The sequence below is a fragment of the Flavobacteriaceae bacterium genome, from assembly GCA_014075215.1.
Classification (GTDB): domain Bacteria; phylum Bacteroidota; class Bacteroidia; order Flavobacteriales; family Flavobacteriaceae; genus Polaribacter.
The window spans coordinates 2395454-2413445 of sequence record CP046177.1; the positions used below are offsets into that span (position 1 = coordinate 2395454).

At 35.0% G+C, this 17992-nt stretch carries 17 protein-coding genes and 2 pseudogenes; 12 read left to right on the forward strand and 7 right to left on the reverse strand.

Annotated elements, in window-relative coordinates; all coding sequences use genetic code 11:
* Nucleotides 1-63: 63 nt before the first annotated feature.
* On the forward strand, nucleotides 64-690 hold the full coding sequence (locus tag GKR88_11745) for a response regulator (GenBank protein ID QMU66701.1): 627 nt from the start codon (nucleotides 64-66) through the stop codon (nucleotides 688-690).
* Between the two features lie 343 nt (nucleotides 691-1033).
* Nucleotides 1034-1705, forward strand: coding sequence for a TIGR02453 family protein (locus GKR88_11750; GenBank protein ID QMU64898.1), 672 nt, complete (start codon nucleotides 1034-1036; stop codon nucleotides 1703-1705).
* Between the two features lie 411 nt (nucleotides 1706-2116).
* Here GKR88_11750 and fahA read toward each other — a convergent pair whose 3' ends face one another.
* A complete protein-coding gene (gene fahA / locus GKR88_11755) occupies nucleotides 2117-3394 on the reverse strand; it encodes a fumarylacetoacetase (protein QMU64899.1) in 1278 nt (425 codons plus the stop codon).
* Between the two features lie 98 nt (nucleotides 3395-3492).
* Here fahA and GKR88_11760 point away from each other — a divergent pair, with 98 nt between their 5' ends.
* Genes GKR88_11760 through GKR88_11770 form a run of 3 tightly spaced genes read left to right on the forward strand, consistent with a single transcriptional unit; the run spans nucleotide 3493 to nucleotide 5785 of the window.
* Nucleotides 3493-4767 (forward strand): serine hydroxymethyltransferase, encoded by a 1275-nt coding sequence (locus GKR88_11760; protein QMU64900.1) that lies wholly within the window; start codon nucleotides 3493-3495, stop codon nucleotides 4765-4767.
* A 26-nt stretch (nucleotides 4768-4793) separates the two neighbouring features.
* A complete protein-coding gene (locus tag GKR88_11765) occupies nucleotides 4794-5402 on the forward strand; it encodes a hypothetical protein (protein QMU64901.1) in 609 nt (202 codons plus the stop codon).
* The gene (locus GKR88_11770; GenBank protein QMU64902.1) at nucleotides 5357-5785 is read left to right on the forward strand and encodes a hypothetical protein; all 429 of its coding nucleotides are present in this window, start codon (nucleotides 5357-5359) and stop codon (nucleotides 5783-5785) included. Before GKR88_11765 ends, GKR88_11770 begins: the two co-directional genes overlap by 46 nt.
* On the opposite strand, the pseudogene GKR88_11775 reads toward GKR88_11770, so the two are convergent.
* Nucleotides 5758-6710: pseudogene (locus GKR88_11775) on the reverse strand (DDE transposase). The gene GKR88_11770 and the pseudogene GKR88_11775 sit on opposite strands and share 28 nt — an antisense overlap.
* 19 nt (nucleotides 6711-6729) lie before the next feature.
* A complete protein-coding gene (locus tag GKR88_11780) occupies nucleotides 6730-7083 on the reverse strand; it encodes a transposase (GenBank protein ID QMU64903.1) in 354 nt (117 codons plus the stop codon).
* 153 nt (nucleotides 7084-7236) lie between these two features.
* Here GKR88_11780 and GKR88_11785 point away from each other — a divergent pair, with 153 nt between their 5' ends.
* Nucleotides 7237-8055: a T9SS type A sorting domain-containing protein gene (locus tag GKR88_11785; GenBank protein QMU64904.1), complete on the forward strand. Its 819-nt coding sequence runs from the start codon at nucleotides 7237-7239 to the stop codon at nucleotides 8053-8055.
* A 98-nt stretch (nucleotides 8056-8153) separates the two neighbouring features.
* Nucleotides 8154-9875 carry a T9SS type A sorting domain-containing protein gene (locus GKR88_11790; protein ID QMU64905.1) on the forward strand — a complete coding sequence of 574 codons (1722 nt, stop codon included), beginning with the start codon at nucleotides 8154-8156 and terminating at the stop codon, nucleotides 9873-9875.
* Here GKR88_11790 and rmuC read toward each other — a convergent pair.
* Nucleotides 9872-11087, reverse strand: a pseudogene (gene rmuC, locus GKR88_11795) (DNA recombination protein RmuC). The gene GKR88_11790 and the pseudogene rmuC overlap by 4 nt on opposite strands.
* 44 nt (nucleotides 11088-11131) lie before the next feature.
* On the opposite strand from rmuC, the gene GKR88_11800 reads away from it, so the two are divergent.
* Nucleotides 11132-11671: an acyltransferase gene (locus GKR88_11800; protein ID QMU64906.1), complete on the forward strand. Its 540-nt coding sequence runs from the start codon at nucleotides 11132-11134 to the stop codon at nucleotides 11669-11671.
* 36 nt (nucleotides 11672-11707) lie between these two features.
* Here GKR88_11800 and pepT read toward each other — a convergent pair whose 3' ends face one another.
* Genes pepT through GKR88_11815 form a run of 3 tightly spaced genes read right to left on the reverse strand, consistent with a single transcriptional unit; the run spans nucleotide 11708 to nucleotide 14567 of the window.
* The gene (gene pepT / locus GKR88_11805; GenBank protein QMU64907.1) at nucleotides 11708-12949 is read right to left on the reverse strand and encodes a peptidase T; all 1242 of its coding nucleotides are present in this window, start codon (nucleotides 12947-12949) and stop codon (nucleotides 11708-11710) included.
* 15 nt (nucleotides 12950-12964) lie between these two features.
* Nucleotides 12965-13531, reverse strand: coding sequence for a hypothetical protein (locus GKR88_11810; GenBank protein QMU64908.1), 567 nt, complete (start codon nucleotides 13529-13531; stop codon nucleotides 12965-12967).
* Complete coding sequence (locus GKR88_11815) at nucleotides 13524-14567, reverse strand: oxidoreductase (protein QMU64909.1); 1044 nt, start codon at nucleotides 14565-14567, stop codon at nucleotides 13524-13526. The genes GKR88_11810 and GKR88_11815 overlap by 8 nt, the downstream gene beginning before the upstream one ends.
* 46 nt (nucleotides 14568-14613) lie before the next feature.
* Between GKR88_11815 and GKR88_11820 the strand changes: the two genes are divergently transcribed.
* The 4 genes from GKR88_11820 (at nucleotide 14614) to GKR88_11835 (ending at nucleotide 17956) form a co-directional block, all read left to right on the forward strand.
* Nucleotides 14614-15543 carry a patatin-like phospholipase family protein gene (locus GKR88_11820; protein QMU64910.1) on the forward strand — a complete coding sequence of 310 codons (930 nt, stop codon included), beginning with the start codon at nucleotides 14614-14616 and terminating at the stop codon, nucleotides 15541-15543.
* Nucleotides 15544-15665: 122 nt separating this feature from the next.
* Nucleotides 15666-16559 (forward strand): DUF72 domain-containing protein, encoded by an 894-nt coding sequence (locus GKR88_11825; GenBank protein QMU64911.1) that lies wholly within the window; start codon nucleotides 15666-15668, stop codon nucleotides 16557-16559.
* A 277-nt stretch (nucleotides 16560-16836) separates the two neighbouring features.
* Nucleotides 16837-17223 (forward strand): hypothetical protein, encoded by a 387-nt coding sequence (locus GKR88_11830; protein ID QMU64912.1) that lies wholly within the window; start codon nucleotides 16837-16839, stop codon nucleotides 17221-17223.
* Nucleotides 17216-17956: a DDE transposase gene (locus GKR88_11835; GenBank protein ID QMU64913.1), complete on the forward strand. Its 741-nt coding sequence runs from the start codon at nucleotides 17216-17218 to the stop codon at nucleotides 17954-17956. Before GKR88_11830 ends, GKR88_11835 begins: the two co-directional genes overlap by 8 nt.
* Nucleotides 17957-17992: the final 36 nt, after the last annotated feature.

Genomic DNA, 17992 nt, shown 5'->3' on the forward strand with positions numbered 1-17992 from the left:
TATATCACCCGGAGATATATTACATTTGAATAGAAAAAATGTGCTCTTATGATTACTATAATAATTGCCGAAGATCATCAAATGCTGATTGACGGCGTAAAATCTTTTTTTGAATATGACGAAGATATCCATATCATTGGTACTGTGAACAACGGACAAGATTTGATAAAATTAGTTACGCTAAAGCAACCCAAACTGGTCATTACCGATATACGAATGCCCATTATGGATGGCATACAGGCTACACGGCAAATCAAAAAACAATTCCCTCATATATACGTATTGGCGATGACTATGTTTGACCAACCCGACGCCATTAAACAAATGCTAGATGCCGGAGCTACCGGCTATTTACTTAAAAACTCCGGAATAAAAATGCTTTCCAAAGCCATAGTTACCGTTGCCGGCGGCGAAACTTTTTTTGACCCCAATGTGGCTTTTAATTTTATGAATGATTATATAGATGAAAACGTACATATTGGTAAAACAGAAGAAATTGTACTGTCAAACAGAGAAAAAGAAATTCTGCATCTTATAGCCAATGGGAATACCTCTAAAGAAATATCAGAAATATTGTTTATTGCAAAAACAACTGTTGATACACATCGAAAAAATATGATTCGTAAACTACAATTAACTAACGGCAACGAATTGGTGAAGTACGCTATTGATAAAAAATATCAGTTTTAGCTTTAATAATACAAAAAATTCAGTTGAAAAGTTAGAAAGTGTAAAAGCTTATATCTTTCACTTTGATAGCGAAGTGATTTAAACTTTTCAAGTAAACAACTGTATATCAGTAAGTTATGAAAATTTTGATATTTTACAACTGTTTGATAATCAAATAGTTAAATCAAAAGTTTAAAACACCTCAGCTTTAATATCAACTTCTTGATGTATTATAAGTTTTATTTATAGCCATAAGAAAAATTTATAATATACGTCCGGAACCTGAAACTAAGAACTTTTAAACTTGAAACGATATTATTTTATCAGGCAATTTTTATAACTTTAAATTTTTAAAATTTACATCATGCAATTCGAGAAATCAGGCCTCCAGTTTTTATGCGACTTAAAAAAGAATAATCATCGCGATTGGTTTGCGGAAAATAAACCCCGTTTTAAAGCTGCACAGGACAATGCAAAAGCTTTTTATGCCGCTATTAGGGAAAATTTAGAGAAACATGACGAAATTGATAAATTCAAACTATTCCGTATTTACAGAGATGTTCGCTTTTCGAAAGATAAAACACCTTATCAACCACATTTTGCAGGCTCTTTCTCTAGAAAAGGAAAACACCTGCGAGGAGGTTATTATTTGAGAATACGCCCGGGAGAAAGTTTTTTAGCCGGTGGATTTTGGGAACCAAATAAAGAAGATTTATTTCGTATTCGTAAAGAAATAGAAATGGATGCTTCGGAGATGCGGGCCATTTTAAAAGAGCAAAATTATGTAAAATATTTTGGGGGTAAGTTTGAAGGAAGCGAGTTAAAATATGCTCCCCGCGGTTTTGATAAAGAGCATCCGGATGTAGATTTGTTACGTAAAAAAGGATTCATTGCCGTTCGTAATTTTACTGATATTCAGGTTTTGGACACAAATTTCTTAGAGGAGTTGAATGTAACTTACCAAGCTTTGCGCCCGTTTTTTGATTATATGAGCGATGTTTTGACTACAAATCTGAATGGAGAATCTATTCTTTAAATAGCGCCTTATTTTTCTGAGACCTTTGAATTGATGTAATATTTATTCACTTAAAATTACTGTAAAAAAAAGCTTATCAATATGTTGTCACCACTGTAACGGATTGCATAGAAAATAAAAAGTCGCCTATAAAATACTTTATAGACGACTTCACCTAATCAACCAAAAAACTTTGATATGAAATATAGAGACCTTTGCCGAATTGATTTGACTTCAAATACGAAATATATCACTATTTTGCAAAGATTTCATATAGTTAAAACCCCTCTTAACTGATATAAAATTACTGCAAGAGTTTTGAGTAAATGTTAGAAAAAGTTTAAATGACTTTGATCAGAAGTGAATAACTGTAAAGTATCGACCAATAGAAAAAATAGTGCTGATACTACTAAAATAACTCTACAATGTTATTCATTTTGCCGGTACTATTTTACCGATACATTCTCCAAACCCAATTCTGACGTTATCATTTTGGCAATGAGCTCTCATAATAACGGTATCGTGATCGTTTATAAATTTTCTTTCTGATCCATCACTCATCTGTAGCGGGTTTTTACCTTTCCATGTCAATTCTAACATGGAACCATAGCTATCTTTAGTAGGGCCGGAAATAGTACCGCTCCCCATCATATCGCCGGCATTTACAGGACATCCGTTTACCGTATGGTGTGCTAATTGCTGTGCCATAGTCCAATACATATATTTAAAATTGGAGTTCGCCACTACCGTTTCTTTTTCACCCTCCGGTTGAATGGCAACTTGTAAATGAATGTCAAAACTTCCTTTACCGCTATGTTGCAAATATGCTAAGGGCGCAGGATCTTGTTTAGGGTTATCCACTCTGAACGGCTCTAAAGCATCTAACGTAACAATCCAGGGAGAGATGGTTGAAGCAAAACTTTTTCCTAAAAAAGGGCCTAAGGGTACATATTCCCATGCCTGGATATCTCGTGCCGACCAATCGTTAAATTGTACCAATCCGAATATGTACTCTTCAGCTTCTTTAACAGAAATACGCTCTCCCAAGTGGTTTGAAGTGGTAGTGATAAATGCCATTTCCAGTTCAAAATCTAATAGTTTGGAAGGGCAAAAACCGGGAGTAGCAGATCCTTCCGGTGGTTTCGTTTGTCCGTAAGGTCTTCTTACGGGCGTTCCTGACGGAATAATAGAAGAACTCCTCCCGTGGTAGCCTATAGGGATATGCAACCAGTTTGGTAATAAGGCGTTTTCCGGATCTCTAAATAAACTACCTACATTTGTGGCATGCTCTTTACTGGCATAAAAATCCGTATAATCTCCAACTCTAACAGGCAATAACATTTCCACCTCATCCATTCTAAAGATCACTTTGTCTTTATGCTGCACATTGTCCCTCAATGCACCGTTCGTTACGTCAAAAATATCTGCAATTCTATTTCGTACCAAACGCCACGTTTTTCTTCCATCCGCAATGAAATCATTTAAATTGTTTTGTAAAAAAATATCATCGGTGAGCGGGATTCCATCAAAATATCCTAATTGATGTAATGCTCCCAAATCAATAGCATAATCTCCGATTCTGCTTCCGACGGTAATAATATCGTCTTTGATAATGAAGACTCCAAAAGGGATATTTTGTATTGGGAAATCAGAATTAACGGGAACTGAAAGCCACGATTTTCTGTTAGGATTGTTTGCTGTTATTTTCATTGAGAAATACATATTATATTTTTCCAAATATAGTGGAAAGATGTAATTATAAAAATGATTTTTTAGTACTTTTGAGGTTCTTAAATTTAATTTAATAAATGCAACGGGATTTACAGGTTTTTGATTTAATACAAGCGGAAAAAGAAAGGCAAACAAACGGGTTGGAATTGATAGCTTCGGAAAACTATGTGAGTAGCCAGGTACTTGAGGCTGCCGGTTCCATATTGACAAATAAATACGCCGAAGGATACCCGAATAAAAGATATTACGGAGGTTGTGAAGTGGTAGATATTGTAGAGCAAATTGCGATTGACAGGGCAAAAGAATTATATGGTGCTGTGTATGTAAATGTACAGCCACATTCTGGTTCCCAGGCTAATGCTGCGGTTTTTGCAGCTTGTTTGCAACCCGGTGATAAAATACTCGGTTTTGATCTATCTCACGGAGGGCACTTAACACATGGATCTCCTGTGAATTTTTCAGGCAAATTATACCATCCTTGTTTTTATGGAGTAGAGAAGGAAACGGGTATTTTAAATTATGATAAAATAAAAGAAATTGCGGAAAATGAACAGCCTAAAATGATTATTGCCGGAGCATCTGCTTATTCCAGAGATATTGATTTTAAAAAATTTAGAGAAATTGCAGATAGTGTAGGTGCATTATTATTGGCAGACATCTCTCACCCTTCGGGAATGATAGCAAAAGGAATACTAAATGACCCATTACCTCATTGCCACGTGGTAACCACCACTACTCATAAAACATTAAGAGGACCCAGAGGAGGGATGATTATGATGGGACAGGATTTTGATAATCCGTTTGGCATCAAATTAAAAAACGGAAGCTTAAAAAAAATGTCAGTATTGCTAAATGCTGCTGTTTTTCCGGGTAACCAGGGCGGTCCCCTGGAGCATATCATAGCAGCAAAAGCAATAGCATTTAGTGAGGCATTGACCGATGCATTTTTGCAGTATCAAATTCAGGTAAAAAAGAATGCAGCTGCAATGGCAAAAGCATTTGTAGCAAAAGAATACCAGCTAATCTCAGGCGGGACGGATAATCACATGATGCTCATTGATCTGAGAAATAAAAATATTACAGGTAAAGATGCCGAACTTGCACTGGGCAAGGCTCATATTACTGTTAATAAGAATATGGTACCTTTTGATGATAAATCACCATTTATTACCTCGGGAATTAGAATTGGAACACCGGCGATCACAACTCGCGGAATGAAAGAAGATAGCATGCCTGTAATTGTAGATCTCATTGATAGTGTTATTACAAATTACGAGGATGATACCATTTTGGAAAACGTGGCAAATAAAGTATACGATTTAATGAAAGATCGCCCATTATTTCAGGAATAAATTGTTTTAAGTAAACCAAATTGCGAATGTCAAAATTGAATAAGTACACACTATCTTTAGTGCTTTTGTGTATGGGGGCTTTTATGTACGGACAACTATCTTTTTCCGAAAACGCCACAGCTTCCGGAATATCAGTTACGTATGGAGATAGTGAATTAGGAGGTGGTGTTTCTTTTGTTGATTTTGATAATGACGGGTGGGATGATATTTCTTTTGCCAGTCAAAGCGGATCCGAGCTTTATTTTTACAAAAATACCAATGGCCATTTTTCTATAGTCAACTTCAATGGAATATCAAATACTCAAAAAACAAAACAGATTGTTTGGGTAGACTATGATAATGACGGTGATAAGGATTTATTTTTAGCAGTACTTATCGGCGCTAATAAATTCTATAGAAACGATGGCCATATGAATTTTACGGATATCTCCGCTACCATAGGTTTTTTTCAAGACGATCTATTTACTTATAGTGTTTCATTTGGCGATATTGATAATGATGGAGATCTGGATGCATATATATATGCAACAGGGATGGCCCCGATGAAAATCAAAGGAATTATTTGTATAAAAATGATAACGGAACATATGTGGATATATCACATAGTGCAGGTATTGTTATGGCTAGCGAACTGACTTTTTGCTCGGTATTTTTTGATTACAATAATGACGGTTATCAGGATATTTATATTTCCAATGATAAGCCTACTTATATAAACAGATTATACAAAAACAATGGAAATGGTACTTTTGATGATGTTTCCGTAAGTAGCGGAGCAGGAATTTATATCAATGCCATGACAACCACTATAGGTGATTTTAATAATGACGGATGGTTTGATATTTATGTTACCAATACCCCGGAAGGAAATCAATTGTTAAAAAATAATGGTGATGGAACTTTCACAAATATAGCACGTCCGTCAGGTACGGATTTTAATAGTGTAGGATGGGGGGCAGTATTTTTAGGGATCAAGACTAATTGTTGTGTTTATGCAAAAATTGTAGTTAATCTATAGAGGAAGAATTCTGTGTTTTTGACCCCTCTAAATTGTAATCTAAAGGCTTTGATTTTGGCATTGAAAGATTCTGCCGCTGCATTAGTACTTCTATTAATGAAGTAATTCAATATTGATCTATAGTTAAGCCTGATAGAGTTTGCTATGGTATTAAAAGCCTTGTATGCTGTTTGTTCTACATCTTTATACCAATGCGCTAGTTTTGTATAAGCGACTTGTATTGAGTTTGCTGTGTTGAAGATATTTCTAAGTCCTTGTACGAGCTTAAAAGCTGTTTTGATATCAGGATATCTTTTAAAGAGGATGTTAGCTCTTACTCTTTGATCTTCTGTCCAATTACTTGGTGCTTTGTAGAGTAAGTATCTGCTTCTAGCCAAGAGTTGCTTTATGGTATCTCCATTTTCTAATATTTCAGGGTAATATTCTTTGTTATTGGTTTTGGCAAGTTTGATCCGTTCATTTTCTGTATCTATGGCTTCCCATCGATGTTTGATCCTAATTTCTTGAAGTGCTTCTAGAGCTAGTTTCTGTACATGGAATCTATCGGTTACTTGTATGGCTTTGGGGAAACACCGTTTGGCAATCAGCTTCATGGAGTTCGCCATATCTAGGGTAATTTCTCTGACCTTGTTTCTTTTCGCAGATGAGATTTTAAATAGGTGTTTGATAATAGGTTCGCTTTGGTAGTAGCTATGATCGCCACAATACTTCCTTTCTTTCCTTTAGCTTTTTTATTGGTAACGATGGTGTAGAGTTCTCCTTTTGATAAGGCTACTTCGTCGATAGATAATCGAGTTCCTATATTCTCAGGGAAGATCAACCACTCTTTGGCATGAGACTTTTCCTTCCACTGTTTAAACTCACTCAAATAATCTCGATACTGCCTTTGGAACTTCTTCCCATTCACGCCATAGATTCTTGCAATGGTTTTGCAATCACTCTTCTCAGTATCGACTAATCTCTTTTAAAAAAGCAGCAAACTCACCTGTCATGCGAGTTCCCTGAGCTACTAGATTCCAATCTCTTTGAATGATTTGCCTAGTCTCTTTATCTAACCATCTACGTCGCCTTACGTGAAGATACACAGTGTTTCCACGCAAAGGAAAGTCTTCAATAGTAATCTCTTTGTGGAAACCATGAGCAATTACATTAGGATTTATGACTTCTTTAGGAACAACATTACGCTCTTCAAAATACAAATGAAGTTCCTCATTTCGATGAGTGTGTCTTACCAAATCAAAATGTTCTACGAGCATCTCAGGTAAGATGAATTTTAAAAGGTCTAAGGATAATTCCAATCTCTGTTTTTTTTTACAAAGATCAAAACTTTAATTCAATCCACACAAAACTTTTGACCCTGATCCCTAATTGCTTCGTTTCACTCGCAAAGACACACTTCATTCAATCTTCAATTAACAATTAATCTTCATCTGAACTCACACACAACTTTTGTGACTGATCCATTTTTAGATGCGGATAATGACGGTTTTGAAGATTTGTATGTAAGTGGAAGTTTAGACGGATCTAATGACGGTTTTTTGCCATCGGCATTCTATCATAATCAGGGAAATGAAACGTTTACTATTCCTTCAAATATCGGTTTTGCAAATGATACCCGGGAAAGTTATTCCAATGCTATAGGAGATATTAATAATGATGGAAAACCCGATATTGTAGTTTCCAATGATACGGACCATAACTTCTTATGGAAAAATACAACAGTCAATTCAAATAATTGGTTAAAAATCAAATTAGCAGGAGTTAATGGAAATAAAGACGGAATAGGCAATAAAATAGAAATACATGCCAATGGTCAATCACAATATCGTTATACGGCTTGTGGCGAAGGATACTTGGGGCAAAATTCCTCGTATAAATTTGTCGGTATCGGAAATGCTGCTATTATTGATTATATAAAGGTTACCTGGAATCATAGTGGACAGGTGGAGACTCTCTATAACATTACTCCAAATCAGGCAATCACTATCCGGGAAGGCTCCGGAGTATTAGGTACTCCTGATGTTGCTTCTTCGGATTTTACTGTTTTCCCAAACCCAGGTTCTGAAGGGATCTTCGCAATTCGTTTTAATGAAGAATTTTCGAAGAAGCACATACAAATCTTTGATATTTCCGGGCGATTACTATTTTCTTTTGAAAAGAATACACAAAGTGTTCGTATGGATTTAAGTAGCTACGCTAAGGGTGTTTATTTTGTAAAAATAACTTCCCATACCAACTTGTATAAAGTAGTGAAACTCATACATCGTTAATGATAGGAAATATCCCTAGCCGGGGAAATTTCACTCAAATTTTGTAAACAGGTAAATTTTATCTAAAATTGTAGCTTTAAGGGGTATAACCGTTCTTCATGAAAATAATATTAATTATTTCAATACTTGTAAAGCTTTTAAACCCATGCTGGGGGCAGCTTTCATTTACCGAAAGAGCGAGTAGTCTGGGAGTAGGATATAGTTATGGCTCAAGTTTTCACGGAGGAGGGGTGTCATTTGCCGATTTTAATCAGGATGGTAGAGATGACCTTACTTTTTCGACCGAATTCGGAAAAGAAATTTATTTTTTTAGAAATGATATTAGCAGTTTTACCAAAATTCAGCTGACAGGTATTACAAATTCATATGAAACAAAGCAAGTGTTGTGGGTAGACTATGATAATGACGGAGATTTGGATTTTTTTGCAGCTAGTACAGACGGGCCTAATAAGCTCTATCAAAATGACGGCAATCTCTCTTTTACGGATGTAACAAGCAGTAGCGGGATTTTTACCGAAGATTTGAACACTTTTGGCGCTAGTTTTGGAGATATAGATAATGACGGAGATTTGGATTTATTTATTTCAAATCGAGGAATTCTCCCGGAACAACGCAATTATTTATACAGAAATGACGGCGGGAGTTTTATGGATATTACGGTAGCTGCAGGTATAAACACGAATCCGGAGCAGTCTTTTTGCGCTGCTTTTTTCGATCTCAATAATGATGGTTATCAGGATATTTACGTAGCTAATGATAAGTTCACAAATATAAACAGATTGTACAAAAATAAAGGAGATGGTACTTTTGAAGATATCTCAATGAGTAGCGGTACCGGAGTAAATATAGATGCCATGTCCACCACTATTTCGGATTATAACAGAGACGGTTGGTTAGATATTTATGTTACCAATACTTCGGCCGGTAATTATTTATTCAGAAATAACGGAGATGAAACCTTTACAAATGTAGCCGGTATTACAGGAACCACTTTTAACAGCGTTGCATGGGGAGCTGTTTTTTTAGATGCTGATAAAGACAGCCATTTGGATTTATATGTCAGTGGAAGTAGAGATGGTTCCAGTGGTTTGCTACCTGCGGCATTTTATTATAATGATGGTTATGATATGTTTACGATTCCTTCTAATATCGGTTTTCAAAACGACAACCGAATAAGTTATAGCAATGCTATCGGAGATTTTAATAATGACGGTGCTCCGGATATTGTGGTTATGAACGATACGGAAAATTACTTTTTATGGGAAAACTCAACTTTTAGTACCAATAATTGGATAAAAATTAAATTGGAAGGGGTTCATGGTAATAAAGATGGAATAGGTAATAGGATAGAAGTACGCGCTAGTGGTGTATCTCAATACCGCTATACCTTATGCGGCGAAGGATATTTGGGGCAAAATTCTTCACATGAGTTTGTGGGTATTGGAAATGCTACGGTTATTGACTATATAAAGATAACCTGGAATCATAGCGGACAGGTGGAGACTCTCTATAATATTGCTCCAAATCAGGCAGTTACTATACAGGAAGGAAATGGTGTCCTAAATACTTCCGCATATACTTTTTCTGAATTTAAGGTATTTCCTAACCCCGGTCAAGCGGGTATTTTTACTATTTATTTTAATGATATTCCGGGAGATAGAAATATTGAGGTGTATACGATTTCGGGGAAGTTGCTGTTTTCCCGGAAAAGTAAATTAGAGAAAACTAAGATTGATCTAAGCCCTTATGCCGAAGGTATCTATTTTGCAAAAGTACATTCTGGGAATGCTACTGCTACAGTAAAATTAATACATCGTTAATTTGTATCCGAAGCTCTTTCTATAATATTTTCCGGGAGGGATTTTTTAGTTTTTGCTCCCATTTTTTTTTAGTTTTTCTATACTGGTAATCAAATTTCCTCTACCGTCGACCAATTTGTTCATGGCCGATGAATACTCTTTTTTAGCATCATCCATTTTCTTGCCAACTCTTGTCAGATCAGCTATAAAACCTTCAAATTTATCATACAAAGCTCCTGCTTGTCTTGCAATTTCAATGGCATTTTTTTGCTGCTTTTCATTCGTCCACATGGTGTCTATGGTACGTAAGGTAGCAAGCAAAGTAGTAGGTGTAACAATGACAATATTTTTTTCAAAGGCTTTGTTGTAGATGGTGTCATCTACTTGCAATACAATTGCAAAAGCAGGTTCAATAGGTATAAATAGCAGCACAAAATCAGGAGAATCCATTTCATAAATCGCTTCGTATTTTTTTTCACTTAGTTCGTTTACATGCCTTTTTAAAGAATATACATGCTCTTTTGCAAATTGCTTTCTTTCAGTTTCGTCGTCTGTATTAACATATCTCTCATATCCGGTTAAAGATACTTTCGAATCAATAATTATTTTTTTATTATCCGGTAAGTGAATGATTACATCCGGCAACATTCTTTTACCTAAATCGTTGGTGAAGCTTTGCTGTACAAAATACTCCCTTCCTTTTTCCAGGCCGGATTTTTCAAGGACTCGTTCCAATACCAATTCTCCCCAATTTCCCTGTACTTTGCTATCTCCTTTTAACGCTTTTGTTAAATTAACAGTTTCTTTGCTCATTTGAGCGTTTATTTCTTTTAAACCTGTTATTTGCTGACGTAGTGCAGCGTGGTAATCGATACTTTCTTTATGGGTAGTTTCAACCTTTTTTTCAAATCCTTCAATTTTTTCTCTTAGCGGATTTAAAATAGCCGCTAAGTTTTCTTTGTTTTTTTCCGTAAACTTAGTGGATTTTTCTTCCAGAATTTTATTTGCCAGATTTTCAAATTCTTTGGTAAATTTTTCCTGCAATTTTTCTATGTTTTGTTGACTCTCGGCGTGTTTTAATTCCAGATTTTTTAATTCGCTCTCTTGGCGGGTATTTGTAATAATTAGTTTCTCTTTCGCTGCTTGAATGATTTTCAAGAATAACCTGCCTGTCAATAGACCAATAAAAACACTTACGAGAGCAATTATTAAATATATAATGAATTCATCCATCAGTTAAAAAATAAGTCCTTAAATTTAGAGTTTTCGTACAGACAATGAAAGGATTTTCTAAATTTATCTTTACCTGGGTTTTAGGCTGGAAGATGACTGATACTTTTCCAAAATATCTTAAAAAATACGTTGTCATAGCTGCGCCGCATACAAGCTGGCAGGATTTTCCTATAGCTCTTTTAGTAAGAAGTATATCCGGAGAAAAGATTCATTTTATTGGGAAAGATTCGTTGTTTAGAGCCCCTTTTGGCTTTATATTTAGAGCTTTGGGAGGTACTCCTGTAAATCGAACCCAAAGCAACAGGCTTATTGATACTATCATTGAATTATTCAATTCCAAAGAAGAATTTAAACTGGGATTATCTCCCGAAGGCACACGTAAAAAAGTAGCTAAATGGAAAACCGGTTTTTATTATATAGCAAAAGGAGCTCATGTTCCAATAGTGATGGCCACTCTGGATTTTGGAAATAAAAACGTAAAAATATCAGAACCCTATTACCTGACGAGTGATATGCATCGGGATTTTGAATATTTTTACTCATTTTATAAGGGAATAAAAGGCAGGCATCCTGAATTATCCTAACTTGAAGCCAAATCAATTCAGGTACGGAATATATCTTTATTTTGCAAAGATTTCAACTACTTTTTTAGCAATTCCTACGATAACTTCTGCGGCCTTCATCATAGATTCTACGGGAATGTATTCATAACGTCCGTGAAAATTATGGCCGCCGGCAAAAATATTTGGGCATGGCAAACCTTTATATGATAATTGCGAGCCGTCTGTTCCTCCCCTGATAGGTTTTATCAAAGGTGTAATGCCTATTTCATTCATTACTTCTTCGGCAATATCAACAATATGTATTACCGGAATAATCTTTTCTTTCATATTGTAATATTGATCGGTTATATCTAACGTTATCAAATCCGACCCCAACTCAGCATTCATCTTAGCAACAATCGCCTGCATTTGTTCTTTTTTATCTAAAAACAACGCCATATCATGATCTCTGATGATGTATTTCAAAATGGTTTTTTCTACCGTTCCTTCCGTTTGGTATAAATGAAAGAACCCTTCATAGCCCGCTGTTAGTTCGGGGGTTTCATTTTTTGGAAGCCTGGAAATAAAATCATTGGCTACCAACATTGCATTGATCATTTTTCCTTTGGCATATCCGGGATGTACCATTTTTCCATGAATGGTAACCTGAACCGAAGCAGCATTAAAATTTTCGTACTCCAATTCTCCTATTTGAGAACCATCTATGGTATATGCCCAATCAGCACCAAATTTTTCTACATCAAATAAGTGTGCCCCTTTTCCTACTTCCTCGTCCGGAGTAAAGCAAATCCGGATTTTTCCATGCTTGATTTCCGTATGCTCAATCAAATATTCCATAGCAGAAACTATTGCCGCAATGCCAGCCTTATCGTCAGCTCCCAGTAGTGTTGTACCATCTGTAGTAATTATGGTTTGCCCCTTATATTGTAGTAAGTCTTCAAAATAATCAGGAGATAGTATACAATTTGATTCTTTATTCAGGACAATATCTTTTCCATCATAATTGTGGTGGATTTGAGGATTGACATTAGTACCGGTAAAATCAGGGCTGGTATCTATATGAGAAATAAAACCAATGGCGGGTATTTGTTGCTCTGTATTACCAGGCAGTGTAGCCATTACATAGCAATTTTTATCAATGTTGACATCCTGCATACCTATATGTTCTAATTCTTTGACTAAAAGTTTCGCAAGATCCCATTGCTTTTCCGTAGAAGGAAACGCAGGGTTATCAGTATCTGATTGTGTATCAATGGTTACATAGTTTAAAAATCGTTTGATGATGTGATCTTTTTGCATTTTACTGTATTGATATTAAAAAGTAAGATGAATGTCCTCTAATAAACTAATTCCTCTGCACAACCTTTCATTTACCAAAGAATCTCCATATACTTCCAGTTTAGCATGAATAAAAGCAGTACTATTCGTATTGATGAAAACATTGCATATCGTATACGGAAAACGACTTCTATTCCCTTTGACAATAGAATAATAGGAAGGCAGGTTTTTTAATGAAAACGCATGATTACTTTGTTCTTTTAAATTGATTTTTTCATAATTTGACCGGATATTTTTAAAAAACGCATCGTCAAAAGATGATTTTTGTTTTACATAGGTAATATCTATGATTGTTGTTTCCGTCAGCTGTTTTGTGGTATCTGCAAAATAAACAGAGGTTTGCATAGTATCATAATACAAATTTGTTTTCCAGTTTTTAGGGATCAGAATTGAAAATTTATTTTCAAAATCAGTTACTGTCTCCAAATTTGCGAATGTTTTTTCTGCACAATTAAACTTTTTTGACAAATCTGATTTTTGAGTACAACCATACGGTAAATAAACCAGAATATGTGCCAAAACTACTTTTATAAATTTATTCATTAGGCAGTATTAATTTTCCTATTTTTTCATTTCCGGATAACCAGGCCGTATTTCTATCTACAAATTGTATGGTATAATATGCCTCCGTACTTATCTTTTTCCATGTTAGTCCACCGTCATTAGAAAACGATATTCCTGTTTTTCCTGTGGCAAAAACTTCTTTTCCGTCGGTATCGGGGACGTATTGAATACAACTTTTATAGCCGGGATCTTCTCCGTTAGCAACTAGTTTCCATGTCAGACCACCATCAGCAGTGATCGCTTTATTTTGTGTATTTGCTTCCGGTTCGGAATAATTTCCTCCAATGATGATTCCATTATTTTTATCGACAAAATCTACGGAATAAATTCCTTGAGGGGTGGTTCCTTGAATGATTGGAGTATCATATACTCTCCAGTTTTTTCCTTTGTCTTCGGATTTAAAAACCCTTGCTTTTGCACCGCCCGTGACAATCCATACCGTATTTCCAATAATTTTGATGTTGGTATTACTGGCCGCATATAGTGCTTCTCCTGTTGCCGTTTTCGGAAGATTTTCACAAGGGGTTTTATTCCACGATTTGCCACCATCATTTGTTAAAATGACAGAGAGGCAATCTTCCGTAGGATCTCCTACGGCAATTCCGTCTAATGCATTAAAGAATTTCATGGAATCATAGAATACTTTTTCATGCACTTCTTTGTATACTAACTTATGATCAACTATAGACGTTTTATACAGTAGAGCAGGGTTCGAAACACTTAATAAAAAGAATTCGGTCTGATTAGATGCAAGACTTCTAAAACCGGGTTTTACAGTATCTTGATAATTGATTGTTTTGACAATGGTAGCTTCATTTTCAATATGATATCCAAATTTGCCGTTGGAACCGGCAAACATGACCTGATTTGAATCTATTGCTATTATTGCTCTGATACTTGTACTGTCAATACGAATTTCCTTAATTGCAATGGTATCGAGATTTCCGGGCTGATATTTCTCTTTGCATGAGAAAATGAGTATACTAAAAATCAAAATCAGAAAAAATGGTTTCATTTTGATATATTTATAAGGCGAAAATACATAAATCATTTATTCGATAATGAAGAAAGCATTGGTAATTTCAGGAGGGGGGAGTAAAGGTGCATTTGCAGGAGGTGTTGCTGAGTATTTAATACAGAAAGCACAAAACAAATACGATTTGTTTTTAGGGACTTCTACCGGTAGTTTGTTGATTACACATTTGGCACTCGGCAAAATTGACGAATTGAAAGCTCTTTTTACAAGTGTCGATCAGCACGCTATTTTCAATATCAATCCGTTTAAAATTAAGAATGTAAACGGTGTTAATGTAGTGAGTATTCGCCATTCAAATACCTTGCTAAATTTTATTAAAGGAAGTAAAACATTTGGGCAGAGTAAAAATCTGAAAAAATTAATTTGCAATAACGTAACCAAAACAATGTATGATACTGTGTGTGAAGGTAGTAAAGATATAGTAGTAACAGTCTCTAACCTTACGGCAAATAGAATTGAATACAAATCTATCAAAGAGTGTGCTTATGAGGATTTTTGTGATTGGATTTGGGCATCGTCTAATTTTGTGCCATTTATGAGTTTATTGGAAAAAAATGGTTATCAATATGCAGATGGCGGTTTTGGATGCCTGGTTCCGATTAGGGAGGCTATTTTAAGAGGGGCAAAAGAAGTTGATGCAATTATTCTGGAGACTGAACTTCCTCAAATAAACAGGATGCCTGCTAAAAACCCTTTTGCTTTGTTATTTACCGTTCAAGAGTTTATGATGGATAATGTGGAACGACACAACATTACCATTGGAAAATTAACTGCAAAACACCGGGATGTAAAATTAAACTTATATTATACACCAACCGTACTAACAACCAATTCGTTGGTTTTTGAAAAAAAACAAATGACAAAGTGGTGGCAATCCGGGTTCAATTATGCATTTAAAAGACATCAACAAGATGATAGTGAGTTTAGAACGGATATAATAGATCTTGTAAATTAGCTCAGTGAACTCGTTTAAAGTTCTATAATTGATTATAAAATATCAATAATTTTGAAGTACCGATTCAACAGATTGAATTTGAAACAACACTATTGAATAATGAAAGTAATACAATATAATATATGAAATTTGGAAAAGTAGCACAACCGGAGCTAGTAGATTTTACATTACCTGAGAGTCATCCGGATACTATCAGGTTATTGAAAAAACAAAAAAAAGATGACTTATCCGTATATGTCGGCTGTGCCAAATGGAATAAAACCGATCTGAAAGGTTTTTACCCAAAAGGGGTCAAGGAAGAGTTGTCATATTACGCTACCCAGTTTAATGCGATAGAACTCAATGCAACATTTTACAGGCAATTTCCGGCAGCACAATTTGAAAAGTGGTATGGTAAAACTCCGGAAAATTTTAAATTTTTCCCAAAATTAAATCAAGAGATCAGCCATTGGAAAAGACTGGCTAATATAGAAGATACTGTAAATACCTACCTTTATAATGCAAGTAATTTAAAAGAAAAATTGGGCACTATTTTTTTACAAATGCACAGCAATTTTGGAACTAAAAATTTTGACAGACTATATAATTTTGCGGCGGGTTGGCCTAAGAATACCCCATTAGCAGTAGAATGCAGGCATCCCGATTGGTTTTCGGATACTGCAATTTCCGGAAATTTTTACCAATTACTGGAAGATAAAAATATGGCAAATGTGATAGTGGATACTGCAGGCAGGAGAGATATGCTTCACATGCGGTTAACAAATAATGAAGCTTTTATTCGTTATGTGGGGGCAAATCACGCTTCGGATTATGATAGGTTAGATGCCTGGGTGATTCGTTTAAAAGAATGGGTAACTTTAGGACTGAGAAAGATACATTTTTTTATCCATCAAAATTTAGAAAAGGAATCTCCGTTATTGGCCGCTCATTTTATTGAGAACCTGAATAAGGAGCTGAATTTAAACTTACATATACCTGAAGTACCTAATAACAGGCAAAGTACCTTGACTTTCTAAAAAAAGGCAAGGCCGTATATTGGGTATTGTTTTAATTCTATTTTCCTTTTTATTATTTTGAGGCCTTTGCAAAATAGGGATATATTCCGTACCTGAATTGATTTGAATTTCTTCCTTTTCGAAAATTTTCTTAAGAGACGAAGATTGCTATGACCCCATAGTTTTTTCAGAGTTAAGATTAGGATTCCCCATAGAAACGTGAGGAACTATGAAAAGATAAATATGGGTCAACGACAATTTATGGGGATTGATTATTTTAGATGCATAAAAAAAGACGATGCATTTAGAATTATTAGCATCTATCTTCCCTCAAGATTTATTACTTCATTTTGATATTGTATTTTTTGAAGAATTAGGAGATATTTCAGTTAAAAAGGATGCTTTTCACATTTATTTAGAAGAGAAGAATATTCTACCAGAGGGTTACTCAAAGGGTAATTATGAGTCCAAAGGTTTTATTAGCAGTAAACAGATTCAAGATTTTCCCATACGCGGTAAAGCAGTTTATCTACATATAAAAACAAGACGATGGCGAGATAAGAAGACTAAAAAGGGAGCGATTAAAAATGATTATTCATTCATTGCAGAAGGTTCTAAATTAACGTCAGAACTTTCTGATTTTTTAAAAGCTACAGGTAGAGGCCCGAGAAGATACGATCAGTAATATAGCGAGTTATTACGGTATTTACCCACGAACTTTACAACGCCATTATAAGAAACAGATAAGTGGGTTTGATAGTTGGAATCAAAAGCCCCATTGTGAAGATTATCTTATTTATCCGAAGAATATAGGAGAGTATTTAAGTCTTGATGAAGTAAGTCTATCTAAAGGTGAACTTTATACCTATTTGACCAACAAGAACGCACGAAGTAAACAAGGAACTTTAGTGGCTTGTGTAAAAGGAATTAAAAGTGATGATATTATTACTGCTATTGAAAGAATACCCTTAGAACAACGCAAACAAGTCAAAGAAGTAACTTTAGATATGGCAAATAATATGAATTTAACAGCTAAGATTTGTTTTCCAAATGCTAAAATTGTTACCGATAGATTTCATGTGGTAAAACTGGTAACAGAAGCTTTACAGCATGTTAGAGTACAGCATCGGTGGAAAGCAATAGAAGATGAAAACAAAGCCATTGAAGCTGCTAAAAAAGCAAGGAAGAAACACAAACCCATAGTGCTATCTAATGGTGATACAAAAAAGCAACTTTTGGCTAGAAGTAGATATATTTTAGCTAAAAAGACAAACGATTGGACACCTAATCAAAAACAAAGAGCAGAATTATTATGTAATCTTTATCCAAACATCCAACAAGCCTATAAACACACTTTAGAATTTAGAAGCATTTATCAAGAAAAATGTAAAGTAAAAGCCAAACAACGAGAGGAATAGAAATTTAAAAAAACTTCATACTCAACACCATGACCA